The 13117-nt window shown below is 71.5% G+C and carries 12 protein-coding genes; 4 read left to right on the top strand and 8 right to left on the bottom strand.

Annotation, left to right across the window (positions count from 1 at the left end):
- Positions 1-60: 60 nt before the first annotated feature.
- Positions 61-2586, bottom strand: coding sequence for an ATP-dependent Clp protease ATP-binding subunit (locus AC5PYY_RS07020; protein WP_493899066.1), 2526 nt, complete (start codon positions 2584-2586; stop codon positions 61-63).
- A gap of 160 nt (positions 2587-2746) precedes the next feature.
- On the opposite strand from AC5PYY_RS07020, the gene AC5PYY_RS07015 reads away from it, so the two are divergent.
- Positions 2747-3391 (top strand): hypothetical protein, encoded by a 645-nt coding sequence (locus AC5PYY_RS07015; RefSeq protein WP_493899065.1) that lies wholly within the window; start codon positions 2747-2749, stop codon positions 3389-3391.
- Between the two features lie 22 nt (positions 3392-3413).
- Here the strand turns inward: AC5PYY_RS07015 and ku are convergent, their stop codons facing one another.
- The gene (gene ku, locus AC5PYY_RS07010; RefSeq protein ID WP_493899064.1) at positions 3414-4388 is read right to left on the bottom strand and encodes a non-homologous end joining protein Ku; all 975 of its coding nucleotides are present in this window, start codon (positions 4386-4388) and stop codon (positions 3414-3416) included.
- An 18-nt stretch (positions 4389-4406) separates the two neighbouring features.
- Here ku and AC5PYY_RS07005 point away from each other — a divergent pair, with 18 nt between their 5' ends.
- Entirely contained in the window at positions 4407-5390 is a 984-nt protein-coding gene (locus tag AC5PYY_RS07005) for an ATP-dependent DNA ligase (protein WP_493899063.1), read from the top strand.
- Entirely contained in the window at positions 5387-6235 is an 849-nt protein-coding gene (gene ligD, locus AC5PYY_RS07000; protein WP_493899062.1) for a non-homologous end-joining DNA ligase, read from the top strand. The genes AC5PYY_RS07005 and ligD overlap by 4 nt, the downstream gene beginning before the upstream one ends.
- Before the next feature lie 197 nt (positions 6236-6432).
- Here the strand turns inward: ligD and AC5PYY_RS06995 are convergent, their stop codons facing one another.
- From AC5PYY_RS06995 to AC5PYY_RS06970, 6 genes are all read right to left on the bottom strand, one after another.
- A complete protein-coding gene (locus tag AC5PYY_RS06995) occupies positions 6433-6771 on the bottom strand; it encodes a histone-like nucleoid-structuring protein Lsr2 (RefSeq protein ID WP_493899061.1) in 339 nt (112 codons plus the stop codon).
- Between the two features lie 164 nt (positions 6772-6935).
- Positions 6936-7112, bottom strand: coding sequence for a hypothetical protein (locus AC5PYY_RS06990; protein WP_493899060.1), 177 nt, complete (start codon positions 7110-7112; stop codon positions 6936-6938).
- Entirely contained in the window at positions 7112-8653 is a 1542-nt protein-coding gene (gene lysS, locus AC5PYY_RS06985) for a lysine--tRNA ligase (protein WP_493899059.1), read from the bottom strand. Before lysS ends, AC5PYY_RS06990 begins: the two co-directional genes overlap by 1 nt.
- A gap of 16 nt (positions 8654-8669) precedes the next feature.
- Complete coding sequence (locus AC5PYY_RS06980) at positions 8670-9170, bottom strand: methylated-DNA--[protein]-cysteine S-methyltransferase (RefSeq protein ID WP_493899058.1); 501 nt, start codon at positions 9168-9170, stop codon at positions 8670-8672.
- Entirely contained in the window at positions 9167-10801 is a 1635-nt protein-coding gene (locus tag AC5PYY_RS06975) for a DNA-3-methyladenine glycosylase 2 family protein (protein ID WP_493899057.1), read from the bottom strand. The genes AC5PYY_RS06980 and AC5PYY_RS06975 overlap by 4 nt, the downstream gene beginning before the upstream one ends.
- 50 nt (positions 10802-10851) lie before the next feature.
- Positions 10852-11976 carry a calcium/sodium antiporter gene (locus AC5PYY_RS06970; RefSeq protein WP_493899056.1) on the bottom strand — a complete coding sequence of 375 codons (1125 nt, stop codon included), beginning with the start codon at positions 11974-11976 and terminating at the stop codon, positions 10852-10854.
- Between the two features lie 46 nt (positions 11977-12022).
- Here AC5PYY_RS06970 and AC5PYY_RS06965 point away from each other — a divergent pair, with 46 nt between their 5' ends.
- The gene (locus AC5PYY_RS06965; protein ID WP_493899055.1) at positions 12023-13048 is read left to right on the top strand and encodes an SAM-dependent methyltransferase; all 1026 of its coding nucleotides are present in this window, start codon (positions 12023-12025) and stop codon (positions 13046-13048) included.
- Positions 13049-13117: the final 69 nt, after the last annotated feature.

The following is a 13117-nucleotide window of genomic DNA, read 5'->3' as shown; positions in this document are numbered from 1 at the left end:
GAGCGGGGCGCGACACCTGTCGGTGTCACGCCCCGCTCCTCACACCCGGGGGGTATGGAGTCAGCCGGCCTGCTCCTCCAGCGGCACCGTGTCGGGCACCTCGGCGGGCTTGTCCTGGCCGCTGAAGGTGAAGACCTTGTCGCGGTTCTTGCCCTCGCCGACCGGGTCCTCGACATCGACGATGACGATCTGACCGGCACCCAGCTCGCCGAAGAGGATCTTCTCCGAGAGCTGGTCCTCGATCTCGCGCTGGATCGCGCGACGCAGCGGGCGCGCACCCAGGACGGGGTCGTAGCCGCGCTTGGCGAGCAGCTCCTTGGCGGCCGAGGTGAGCTCGATCGCCATGTCCTTGTCCTTGAGGCGCTCGTCCAGGCGGGCGACCATGAGGTCGACGATCTGCACGATCTCCTCCTGCGACAGCTGCGGGAAGACGATGGTGTCGTCCACGCGGTTGAGGAACTCGGGCCGGAAGTGCTGCTTGAGCTCGTCGGTGACCTTGTTCTTCATCCGGTCGTAGTCGCTCTTGGTGTCCGAGCCGGCGGAGAAGCCGAGCGAGACGCCCTTGGCGATGTCGCGGGTGCCGAGGTTGGTGGTCATGATGATCACGGTGTTCTTGAAGTCGACCACCCGACCCTGGGAATCGGTCAGGCGACCGTCCTCGAGGATCTGCAGCAGGCTGTTGAAGATGTCCGGGTGCGCCTTCTCGATCTCGTCGAAGAGCACGACCGAGAACGGCTTGCGCCGCACCTTCTCCGTGAGCTGGCCACCCTCTTCATACCCGACGTAGCCGGGGGGCGAGCCGAACATCCGGGAGACGGTGTGCTTCTCGGAGTACTCCGACATGTCCAGGGTGATGAGGCTGTCCTCGTCACCGAAGAGGAACTCGGCGAGCGTCTTGGCCAGCTCGGTCTTGCCGACGCCGGTGGGCCCGGCGAAGATGAACGAGCCTCCCGGACGACGCGGGTCCTTCAGGCCGGCGCGGGTGCGGCGGATCGCCTGCGACAGCGCCTTGATGGCGTCATCCATGCCGATGATCCGCTTGTGCAGCTCCTCCTCCATCTTGAGCAGGCGCGAGGACTCCTCCTCGCTCAGTTTGAAGACCGGGATGCCGGTGGCGGCGGCGAGGACCTCGGCGATCAGCTCCTCGTCGACCTCGGCGACGGTGTCCATGTCGCCGTTCTTCCACTCCTTCTCCCGCTCGGCGCGCGCCTGCGTGAGCTTGTGCTCCTCGTCGCGCAGCCGGGCCGCCTTCTCGAAGTCCTGCGCGTCGATCGCGGACTCCTTCTCCCGCTTGGCGTGGGCGATCTTCTCGTCAAACTCGCGCAGGTCCGGCGGCGCCGTCATCCGGCGGATCCGCAGCCGGGCCCCGGCCTCGTCGATGAGGTCGATCGCCTTGTCCGGGAGGTAGCGGTCGTTGATGTAGCGGTCGGCCATCGAGGCCGCCGCCACCAGCGCCGAGTCTGTGATCGTCACCCGGTGATGCGCCTCGTAGCGGTCGCGCAGCCCCTTGAGGATCTCGATGGCGTGCTTGAGCGTCGGCTCGGCCACCTGGATCGGCTGGAAGCGGCGCTCCAGCGCGGCGTCCTTCTCGATGTGCTTGCGGTACTCGTCCAGCGTCGTCGCGCCGATCGTCTGCAGCTCGCCGCGGGCCAGCATCGGCTTGAGGATGCTGGCGGCGTCGATGGCGCCCTCCGCGGCTCCCGCGCCGACGAGGGTGTGGATCTCGTCGATGAACAGGATGATGTCGCCGCGGGTGCGGATCTCCTTGAGGACCTTCTTGAGGCGCTCCTCGAAGTCACCGCGGTAGCGGGAGCCGGCGACCAGCGCGCCGAGGTCGAGGGTGTAGAGCTGCTTCTCCTTGAGCGTCTCCGGCACGTCGCCGCGGACGATGTCCTGGGCCAGCCCCTCGACGACGGCGGTCTTGCCGACGCCGGGCTCACCGATGAGGACCGGGTTGTTCTTGGTGCGACGGGACAGCACCTGCATGACCCGCTCGATCTCCTGCTCGCGCCCGATGACCGGGTCGAGCTTGCCCTCGCGGGCGGCCTGGGTCAGGTTGCGGCCGAACTGGTCGAGCACGAGGGAGCCGGACTGCTGCCCCTCCTGCGCGCTGCTCTGCCCCACGCCGGCGGCCGCGGTCTCCTTGCCCTGGTAGCCCGAGAGCAGGGTGATGACCTGCTGGCGGACCCGGTTGAGGTCGGCGCCGAGCTTGACCAGCACCTGTGCGGCGACGCCCTCACCCTCGCGGATCAGGCCCAGCAGCAGGTGCTCGGTGCCGATGTAGTTGTGGCCGAGCTGCAGCCCCTCACGCAGGGACAGCTCGAGGACCTTCTTGGCGCGGGGCGTGAACGGGATATGGCCGGTGGGGCTCTGCTGGCCCTGGCCGATGATCTCCTGCACCTGCTGGCGCACCGCGTCCAGCGAGATGTCCAGCGACTCCAGCGCCTTGGCGGCTACGCCCTCACCCTCGTGGATCAGGCCCAGCAGCAGGTGCTCGGTGCCGATGTAGTTGTGGTTGAGCATCCGCGCCTCTTCCTGCGCGAGCACCACCACACGTCGAGCGCGGTCGGTAAACCGTTCGAACATGCTCTTCTCCTCCACTGTGGGCCTACACCCACTCTACGTGCGTCTGGTCCAGTCAACGCCGTCGTCCACTGCCGATGTTCCGTGTTCGCCCCCGGCGCAAACGGTCGGATCCACGAGGTATGCGGTGCACGTCCAGTCTCCCCGCCTACCATGTGCGGCCATGCGCACCACCGCCCTCCCCGCCGCCGTGCTCGCCCTCGTCGCCGGCCTCACCCTCGGGGCCTGCACGTCCGGTGCCGACCCCGTGGACGACAGCACGCCGGCCCCGTCGACCGACGAGGCGGCGGCCACCGACGGCTCGGACAGCAACGGCTGGCTGTGCGACGACATCAGTCCGCAGTCGCTGCGCGCGCTCGCGGGCGGTGAGCTGGCCGACCCGACCGAGGAGATGCTCCAGGACGACGACCAGGCGTGGGTCTGCGAGGCGCGCGACGGCGGCACCCCGCTCGCCCGGCTGTCGCTGTCGGTGGGTGAGGAGGCGCGTGCCGCCGCCCGGGAGCGGGCGCAGGCGGCCGAGGGCGTCAGCGCGGGACCGGAGTATCTCGGGGAGTCCTACACCTCCCCCACCCTGGTCGTGGGCCTGACCCTCTGCACCGACATGGACCAGCCAGGCGCCGGCGTGGACGAGCCCTACACCATGGTCGCCGAAGCACTCGTCGAGTCCGAGGGCGACTTCAGCGAGCCGCTGCGCTCCAGCCTGAGCTCGATGGCCCGCCGTCTCGACCAGGGCATCGGCTGCTCGCCCCGCCAGGCCGTGGAGGAGGCGGGCGCCGACGACGGCGCGGCCACCACCGGCGGCCCGTGAGGGAGAGCGATCCCGCCCGGCGCTAGCCGGCCTTCTTCGTCGTGGCTTTGGCGGAGGACTTCTTCGCCGGGGCCTTCCTGGCGGGAGCCTTCTTCGCCGCCGCCTTCGTGGCCGGGGCCTTCGTCGTCTTTGTCGCGCTGGACGAGCTCGAGCCGGACTTCTCGCCGTCGCCGTCGCCGCTCTCGCCCCGCGACTTCTTGGCCCGGTCGACCGAGCGCTGCAGCGCGGCCAGCAGGTCCACGACCTCGCCGGAGTCGGCCTCCTCGTCCTCGTCCGGGGACTCGGTGACGTCGCCACCCTCGATCTTCTGGGCCACGAGGGCGTCGACCGCCTCCTTGAAGTCGTCGGTGTGACCCTCGGGCTCGAAGTCCCCGGACATGGAGTCCACGAGCATCCGCGCCATGGCGACCTCGGCCTCCTTGGGCTCGCTCACCTCGTCGAGGTGGTCCAGCTGCGCGGCGTCGCGGATCTCGTCCGGCCACAGCAGCGTCTGCAGGGCGATGACCTCGCCGGCGCCGTCCGAGACGTCCTCGTCCATGACGCGCAGCACGGCCATCGTCATCCGCGTGCGCACCGAGACCGTGACGACCGCCACCCGGTCGGACTCCTTGAGGGCTTCGCGCAGCAGGCCGTAGGCCTTGGCGCCCATGGCGTCCGGCTCGAGGTAGTAGGCCTTGTCGTAGAGGATCGGGTCGATCTGGTCGCGGGGCACGAAGCGCTCGACCGAGATCTCCTTGCTGCTGCGGTTCGGCAGGCTGGCGAAATCCTCGTCGGTGAGGATCACGGTCTTGCCGTCGTCAGTCTCATAGGCTTTGGCGATGTCCTTGTAGGCGACCTCCTCGCCGTCGGCCTGCGCGACCCGCTTGTAGCGGATCCGGCTGCCGTCGGAGGCACGCACCTGGCGAAAGCTCAGGTCGTGGTTCTCGGTGGCGGAGTAGAGCCGCACGGGCACGTTGACCAGCCCGAACGACACGGCACCCTTCCAGATCGCTCTCACGCCCCTAAGGATGGACCCATGCGCCCCATGCTCGCCACCTCGGGGGATCACGCCACCGGTCCCCCAGCAGGTCCGGGCTGGGCCCACGAGATCAAGTGGGACGGCATCCGGCTGCTCGCCGACGTGCGTTCCGGGCGGCTCCGGCTGCTCACCCGCGGCGAGCGCGACATCGCCGTCGCCTTCCCCGAGCTGGCGGACCTCACGGGGGTGGCCGACGACCTGCTGCTCGACGGAGAGGCGGTCTCGCTGGTCGAGGGTCGCCCGTCCTTCGCGCACGTCGTGGACCGGGTGCACACCACGTCCGCCACGGCGGCGCGCCGGCTGGCTGACACCCGCCCGGCGACCTACGTCGCCTTCGACCTCCTGCGCCTCGACGGCCTCGACCTCACCGCGCTGCCCTGGACCGCGCGCCGCGAGGCGCTCACCGACCTCGTCGCCGACATCCCCCGCGTGCAGCTGTCCCCGGTCTACGACGACGGCGCGCAGCTGCTGTCCGCGACGCGGGACCAGGGACTGGAGGGCGTGGTGAGCAAACGGCGCGGCTCGGCATACCGACCGGGGCAGCGCAGCGCCGACTGGCTGAAGTTCCCCCACCGCCAGCGCTTCACCGTGGTCGTCGGCGGGTGGCGCCCGGAGACGGGGCGGGCCACCCGGCTGGGTGCGGTGCACGTGGGGCTGCCGGTCGCCGACGAGGACGGTATGCCGCAACGCACCCCCGACGGCGTCCTGCGGCTGGCGTATCTCGGCCGGGTCGGCAGCGGGCTGGCCGGGCGCGCCGGGGCGGTGCTGCAGCGGCTGCTCGCGGAGGTGCCGGAGACGGCATACCCCTTCACGGAGCCGATCCCGCACGTGGAGGCGCGCGGCTCGACCTGGCTGACGCCGCAGGTGATCATCGACGTCGAGGCGCTGGGGATCAGCCCCGCGCAGCACCGGCTGCGGCAGCCGTCCTACCAGGGGGTCCGCCCGGACCTCGCGCCCGAGGATCTGGTGGAGGCACCGTGACCAGCCAGAACGTCGACGTCGCCGGCCGGACGCTCAAGGTGAGCAACCTCGACAAGGTGCTCTATCCCGCGACCGGCACGACCAAGGGTGAGGTGCTGACCTACTACGTCACCCACGCCGACCAGATCCTGCCCGAGCTGGCCGGGCGGCCGGTGACCCGGATCCGTTGGCCGGAGGGCGTGGCGCGGGACCACTTCTTCGAGAAGAACCTGCCCTCGGGCGCGCCCGCGTGGCTGCCGCGGGTGACGGTGCCGACCCCAGGATCCTCGCGCGGGCACACGCATCTGACCTTTCCGCTGGTGACCGATCTGGCGGTGCTCGTCTACCTCGTCAACCTGGGCAGTCTGGAGCTGCACGTGCCCCAGTGGCGGATCGACGACGACGGCGTGCCGCAGCCTCCCGACCGGCTGGTCATCGACCTGGACCCGGGTCCGGGCGCCGGGCTGGCCGAGTGCGCGCAGGTCGCCGTGCTGGTCCGCGACCGGCTGGCGGCGGTGGGTCTGCAGGCGCGACCGGTCACGAGCGGGTCCAAGGGGATGCAGCTGTATGCCGGGCTCGAGGGCACCCGCAGCGCGGACGAAGTGAGCGGGGTGACCAAGGCCCTGGCCGAGTCGCTGGCCGAGCAGCACCCCGACCTGGTGACGGCGAAGATGGCCAAGGCGGTGCGCCCGAACCGGGTCTTCCTCGACTGGAGCCAGAACAACGGAGCCAAGACCACCATCTGCCCGTGGTCGCTGCGCGGCCGGGAGCGCCCCCAGGTGGCCTGCCCGCGGGAGTGGGACGAGGTCGAGGCGGCCGCCGAGGGCGAGGGCGAGCTCACCCAGGTGACGATCGACGACCTCTGACCCACCCCGCACCGGACGCACGTTGGTCAGGCACCGGACGCACCGGACGCATATTCCTCACGCACCGGACGCATGTTCCTCACGCGATCCCGTGACGAACGCGCGTCCCGTGCAGGAGCGAAAGGGTCGGGGGTATGCCGAGGGGCCGGCACCGTGATCGGTGCCGGCCCCTCCTGATCGCCGGTGGCGAGGTGACCTCAGTGGGCCGCCGCGTAGGCGTCCTGGAGCTCCTGCGACACGCGGCCACGGGAGCTCACCTTGTAGCCGTTCTCACGGCCCCACTCACGGATCTTGGCGAGCTCGTCGCTGCGACCGCCCGACGTGCCCGCCGAGCCACCGCGACGCCGGGTCTGCCGACGGCCCCCGGCGCGACGCGCCTGGCCGATCCACGTGGCGAAGTCGTCCCTCAGCTTGGCGGCATTGTCGTCGCTGAGGTCGATCTCGTAATGCACCCCGTCCAAGGCGAACTCCACGGTCTCATTCGCCTCCCCACCATTGAGGTCATCCACGAGGATAACCTGCACACGCTGTGCCATGTGATCTCCTGATTCTCGACATGTATTGCGCAGCCAACGGAAGTTGCGCGCAGTCGAACAGTACCGCCGACGAGGAGAGAAAGCGAAACTCAAAATACTCTGTGCGCCGGGAGATCGGCTATCACGACTTCGTATAGGGATTCTCCGGGCGACCGGCAATCCCCTTAGGGACCCCCCTCCCGGGGGTGGGGGGTTTCGTCTCGCTCCATCTCGCGCATCGCGGCGCGCTCGCGACGGTCGCCCTCGACCATGTGCTTCATGACGACGTAGAACAGATAGAGCAGCCCGATCGAGGGCAGCAGCGCCGCCAGGATCATCCAGCCGTCACGGAGCAGGTCCATCAGCTCTCCGGCTTGAGGAAGGGGAAGAGGATCGTCTCGCGGATCCCCTTGCCCGTGAGCAGCATGAGGACCCGGTCCAGGCCCATGCCGAGACCGCCCATCGGGGGCGCGGCATACTCCAGCGCGCGCAGGAAGTCCTCGTCGAGCTGCATGGCCTCGACATCGCCGCCGGCGGCCAGCAACGACTGCTCGGTGAGCCTGGCTCGCTGGATCTCGGGGTCGATCAGCTCGGAGAAGGCGGTGCCGCGCTCGACCCCGCCGATGATGAGATCCCAGGCCTCGATGAGCCCAGGAGTCTCGCGGTGCGGGCGAGCCAGCGGCTGCGCGATCGCCGGGTAGTCGCAGACGAAGGTCGGTTGGATCAGGGTCGGCTCGACGACGTCGCCGAAGATCTCCATCGCGATCTTGTCGGCCCCCCAGCCGGGCTGGACGGGCACGTCGTGCTCGGCCGCCAGCTCCTGCAGACGCTCCACCGAGGTCTGCACGTCGACGGTCACACCAAGTCCTTCGGAAAGGCCGGTGTAGAACGCGAGCCAGCGCCATTCGCCGTCCAGATCGATCAGCCCGGCCGATGTCTCGAGCTGCCGACCGCCGAGCTCGTCGGCCGCGGCGACGATCATCCGCTGCATGAGATCGGCCATGGTGAACTGGTCACCGTAAGCCTGATAGCACTCCAGCATGGTGAATTCCGGAGAATGCGTGGAGTCGATTCCCTCGTTGCGGAAGATCCGGCCGATCTCGTAGACCCGATCCACGCCGCCGACCACCGCGCGCTTGAGATAGAGCTCCAGCGCGATACGCATGGTCATCGGCAGGTCGAAGGCGTTGAGATGCGTGGTGAACGGCCGGGCATTGGCTCCGCCGTGCACCGCCTGCAACACCGGCGTCTCCACCTCGATGTAGCCGTCCTCCTCGAGCACCCGCCGGACGGCTCGGGTCAGCGCCGCCCGGGCCCGCACCATCTCGCGGGCCTCGTCGCGCACGATGAGGTCGACGTAGCGCTGGCGCACCCGCTGCTCCTCGGACAGCTCCTTGTGCAGCGTGGGGAGCGGCCGCAGCGCCTTGGCCGCCATTCGCCACTCGGTGGCCATGACCGACAGCTCGCCCCGGCGGGAGCTGATGACCCGGCCGCGCACGAAGACGTGGTCGCCGAGGTCCACCCAGGCCTTGAACCGCGCCAGTGCCTCCTCGCCGACCTCGGCCAGCGAGAGCATGGCTTGCAGCCGGGTGCCGTCGCCGGCCTGCAGCGTCGCGAACGCCAGCTTGCCGGTCGTGCGCACGAAGACGACGCGCCCCGCGACGCCGACGACGTCCTGGGTCTCCTCGCCGGTCTCCAGGGACCCCCAGCCCTCGCGCACCTGCGCCAGGGAATGGGTGAGGGGCACGTCGACGGGATAGGGCTCCACGCCGGCGTCCAGCATCTCCTGCCGCTTGCCCTGGCGCACCGCCACCTGCTCGGGCAGGTCGACGTCCGGGGACCGGGAGGACTCAGGGGCACTCACCCTCGCAAGGGTAGTCGCCGCGATCGGGCGCGACCGCATCGCGTGCGCGCTCCGGTCAGAAGAGCGCGTCGGCGGATCGCCTCCGTTCGAGGTCGAGCAGCGTCTGCTTGCGCAGCAGCCCCCCGCCGTAGCCGGTGATCGAGCCGTCGGACCCGACCACCCGGTGGCAGGGCACGACGATGGAGATCGGGTTGCGGCCGTTGGCCAGCCCGACCGCCCTGGCCGCACCGGGCCGGCCCAGCTGCGCCGCGAGCTCGCCGTAGGACCACGTGGCGCCGTAGGGGATGGTGCTCAGGGCGGCCCAGACCCGCTGCTGGAAGTCGGTGCCCTCCGCGGCGAGCGGCAGGTCGAAGTCGGTGCGTTCTCCGGCGAAGTAGGCGCGGAGCTGCGCCGCCGCCTCGGTCAGCACCCGCGGGCTCGCGTCGACGGAGACCTCCTCCCCGAGATCGTCGGGCGCGTGCCGGTGCTCGGCGAAGTAGACCCCGGTGAGGTGGGTCCCGTCGCTCGTGAGCCGCAACGGTCCGACGGGTGAGTCGACGGTGAGGTGGACGGTCATGGGCTCTCCTTCGCCGAGGGGGTCCGGCTGGGCGGTGGGTGGGGTGAGATCGAGGTATGCCGTGCGCCTCCTGCCCCGGGCTCCTCGGCTGCGGGGAGGGTGGCGGCCGCGTGGTCGGAGGCCGCCCAGAGCAGGGCGGTGACGTAGGAGCGCCACGGGCGCCACTGCTGAGCGCGCGTGTCGAGGGCCCGGCCGGCGGGGAGACCCACCGCAGTGGCCGTGGCGCGCACCCCGAGGTCGGTGGCGGGGAAGGCGTCGGGGTCGCTGAGGCCACGCAGCAGCACCATCTCCACGGTCCACGGCCCCACCCCGGGGAGGGCGAGCAGGCACGAGCGCGCCTCCTCCCAGGAGGCACCCGGACCGAGGTCCACCGATCCGTCGGCGAGCGCGCCCGCCAACGTCTGCAGGGTCCGCTGACGCGACGCCGGCATCCCGGGCAGCGTCGCCGGGTCCGCCCCCGCGAGGGATGCCGGGCTCGGGAAGAGGTGCGTCGGCCCGTCCGCGGCGAGCCCGGGTGGCAGGGGCGGGCCGAGCCGCTCCACCAGCCGTCCGGCCAAGGTCCCCGCGGCGACCGTGGAGATCTGCTGGGAGAGCACGACCCGCAGCGCGAGCTCGCCGGCGTCCACGCTGCCGGGCAACCGCACTCCCGGGGTCGCGGCCACCAGCGGTCCGAGCGCCGGGTCGTCACCGAGGTGACGGTCGACGGCCTGTGGGTCGGCGTCGAGGTCGAGCAGCCGGCGGCAGCGGCCGATCGCGGCTGCGAGGTCGGCGACATCGCTCAGCCGCAGCGTGACGTGCACGTGCCGTTCCCCCGGGCCGGGCGGACGCAGGTGGGCCACGCCGGGACCGCCGGGCAGGGTGAGCGCGCGGATCAGGGCGCCGTCCCGCCACTCCTCCAGGCCGGGCACCGCCGTGGCGACGAGGTGGCCGAAGAGGCTGGGCACGTGCAGGGGCTCTCGGAAGGGAAGGCGGAGGGCGACCGTGGTCGGCGCATCGGCGCTCGCCCCTCCCCTGGAACGCCCGGCCATCGCAGCGGCACCCGGGCCGCCTGCGCGGCGACGGGCCGCAGCGCGCAGCTCGCTGGGGGTGGCGGCATACACCTCGCGCACCGTCGCGTTGAAGGACCGGACGCTGGCGAAGCCCGCGGCGTGGGTGATGTCGGCCATCGACAGCGTCGTGCCCTCGATGAGCAGCCGCGCCGCCTGGGCCCGCTGGGCCCGGGCCAGGGCGAGCGGCCCAGCCCCGAGCTCCTCCCCGAGCAGCCGCTCCAGCTGCCGGGTGGAGTAGCCCAGGCGCGTCGCGAGGCCACCGACGCCCTCCCGGTCGACGACACCATCGGCCACCAGGCGGAGCGCCCGGGCCGCGACGTCACCCCGGACGTGCCACTCCGGCGACCCCGGGGAGGCGTCAGGCAGGCAGCGCTTGCAGGCGCGGAAGCCGGCGCCCTGTGCCGCGGCGGCGCTGGGGTAGAAACGCATGTTGCGCACCCGGGGGGTGATGGCGGGGCAGCTCGGCCGGCAGTAGATGCGGGTGCTGAGCACCCCCGTCACGAACCACCCGTCGAAGCGCGCGTCCTTGCTCCGCACCGCGGCGGCGCAGCGCTCGTGGTCGAGGTGCATGGCGGTGGACATGGCTCCATCCTGCGCCCCCGACCCTGGCTGGGTCTAGCAGAAATCCGACATCACACCGGCGGCTGTCCGGCCGCCTGGCGTTCGCGCACGCGACGCCGCTCCGTGAGGACGCCTGCCTCGAACGTCGTCGTGACCACGAGCGTGAGCACGACCAGGGGCAGGACGAAGAGCACCATGATGATCTCGAAGCCGAGGAGCGCATCGTGGCGGGTCGCGTTGAGGATGAGGAAGACCGTGTAGGACACGTAGAGCAGCAGGAAGAGCCCACCCTCCCAGCGCGCCACGGTGAAGCCGGTGAAGACCACCGGCGCCAGCGCGACGGACGCCGCGAGCATGAGCGGGATGTCGAGAGCGATCGCCGCGTTCGGCACCGGCAGCCCCCCGGGCGACAGCAGCGCCGGGACCCCGAGAACGAGGCTGATGTTGGCGATGCAGCTGCCGACGACATTGCCGACCGCGAGGTCTCGTTGGCCCCGCAACGCCGCGATGACGGAGGCAGCCAGCTCGGGCAGCGAGGTGCCGATCGCCACGACGGTCAGCCCGACGACGAGCTCGCTGATCCCCATCGCCTCCGCGATGTCGGTCGCCCCGGCCACGAGGAGGTTCGCGCCCCCGACGAGCAGACCTACCCCGACCACGACCAGTCCGAGCGCCGGCCACGTCCCCATGGGCGCCCCACCGGTGTCCTGCGGCGCCCGCCGCTTGCGCACCCCCTCGCGATGCGCCCGTCGACTCACGACCACGGTGACGGTGGTGTGCACGACCATGACGAGGAGCAGCAGGAGCCCCTCGAGCGTGCTGATCGTGCCGTTGAGCGCGACCAGCAGCAGCGCTCCGGACAGCCCGACCATGACGGGCACGTCCACCTTGACCAGCTGCTCCCGGACCACCAGCGGCAGCACGAGGGCCGCGACGCCCAGGATGAGCAGGACGTTGGCGATGTTGGAGCCGACGACGTTGCCGACCGCCAGGTCCGGCTGACCACCGAGCACGGCGCCCGTCGTCACCGCGAGCTCCGGCGCGGAGGTCGCCACCGAGACGACGGTGAGTCCGACGACGAGCGGGCTGATGCCCATCCGGGTCGCGAGCGCGGAGGCGCCGCGGACGAGCAGCTCGCCCCCGCCCACCAGGAGCAGCAGCCCGCCGACGATACGGGCGATGGCGAAGAGGTCCACGGCTCGGCACCCTAGTCGCCCGAGGGCCACCGGGCAGAATGACCGGGTGCGAGGTCAGGTCCAGGGTGCCGGAGCACCGCCAGCCCGGGTCGTGGTGCCCTGGGAGACGGCGTGGCAGCAGGCGCTCTACGGCGCGCGCGGCTTCTATCGTCAGGACGGTCCCGCGGCCCACTTCGCGACCTCGGCCCAGGGCATCCCCGGGGGTGGCCGGGTGCTCGCCGAGGCCGTGGCGCGACTGGCACGTGCGGCCGGGTGCACCTCGGTGGTCGACGTCGGCTGCGGCCGCGGCGAGCTGTTGGCCGAGCTGCGCCGGGTCGCCCCCGCGCTGCACCTCACCGGGGTCGACGTGGTCGAGCGGCCGGAGGGGCTCGACGTCGACGCCTGGCTCGCCTCCCCCGGCGGCGCGGTGCTCCCGGTGGAACTGCGGGATCTCACGCGCACGCTCGTGCTGGCGCACGAGTGGCTCGACGTCGTCCCGTGCCCCGTCGTCGCGCGGGACGAGGCCGCGGTATGGCGTGAGGTCCTGGCCGTCCCGGAGGCCGGCGGGGTCTGGGGCGAGCGTCCGGGGGATCCGCTCGGCGGGGCGGACCTCGCCTGGGCGGAGCGCTGGCTCGCGGACGACCGACTGACCCGGGCGGAGATCGGGCTGCCGCGTGACCGGGCGGCTGCGGACCTGCTGTCCCGGGTGCGCTCGGGCCTGGTCGTGGTCGTCGACTACGGCCACACGACGGCCGATCGCCCTGGCAACGGCACCCTGACCGGCTTCCGCAGCGGCCGGGAGGTCGAGCCGGTGCCGAACGGTCGCTGCGACGTCACGGCTCACGTGGCCGTGGACGCGCTGGCCGCCACGCTGCAGTCCTCGACCGGGCGTGCGGTGGAGCCGCAAAAGCAGTGGGAGGTGCTGCGCGAGCTCCTCGACGACCCGACCGACCCCGTCCCGCACTCGCTCGCCTCGAGCGACCCGGCGGCCTACCTGACTGCCGTGGCGCGTCGGAGCGCGCTGACCGCGCTGACGACCGGTGCGCTCGGTGACTTCTGGTGGCTCATCGCCGAGGTCGACGCCGAGAGATAGCGTCGACCCGACCCACGCCGCGTCCCTGCGCCTCGGCACAGCGGCCACCGTGCCGCATACAGTGGCGGG

It is taken from the genome of Serinicoccus sp. JS2-9, from assembly GCF_059025165.1.
Note: the sequence above shows the minus strand (reverse complement) of the source record. Positions and strands in the feature narration are given on the sequence as shown.

What these genes read in the sequence shown, in the direction of transcription:
- AC5PYY_RS07020 (WP_493899066.1), bottom strand. Translation starts at nt 2,586, where the DNA reads ATGTTCGAACGGTTTACCGACCGCGCTCGACGTGTGGTGGTGCTCGCG.
- AC5PYY_RS07015 (WP_493899065.1), top strand. Translation starts at nt 2,747, where the DNA reads ATGCGCACCACCGCCCTCCCCGCCGCCGTGCTCGCCCTCGTCGCCGGC.
- AC5PYY_RS07005 (WP_493899063.1), top strand. Translation starts at nt 4,407, where the DNA reads ATGCGCCCCATGCTCGCCACCTCGGGGGATCACGCCACCGGTCCCCCA.
- AC5PYY_RS06995 (WP_493899061.1), bottom strand. Translation starts at nt 6,771, where the DNA reads ATGGCACAGCGTGTGCAGGTTATCCTCGTGGATGACCTCAATGGTGGG.
- AC5PYY_RS06990 (WP_493899060.1), bottom strand. Translation starts at nt 7,112, where the DNA reads ATGGACCTGCTCCGTGACGGCTGGATGATCCTGGCGGCGCTGCTGCCC.
- lysS (WP_493899059.1), bottom strand. Translation starts at nt 8,653, where the DNA reads ATGCGGTCGCGCCCGATCGCGGCGACTACCCTTGCGAGGGTGAGTGCC.
- AC5PYY_RS06980 (WP_493899058.1), bottom strand. Translation starts at nt 9,170, where the DNA reads ATGACCGTCCACCTCACCGTCGACTCACCCGTCGGACCGTTGCGGCTC.
- AC5PYY_RS06975 (WP_493899057.1), bottom strand. Translation starts at nt 10,801, where the DNA reads ATGTCCACCGCCATGCACCTCGACCACGAGCGCTGCGCCGCCGCGGTG.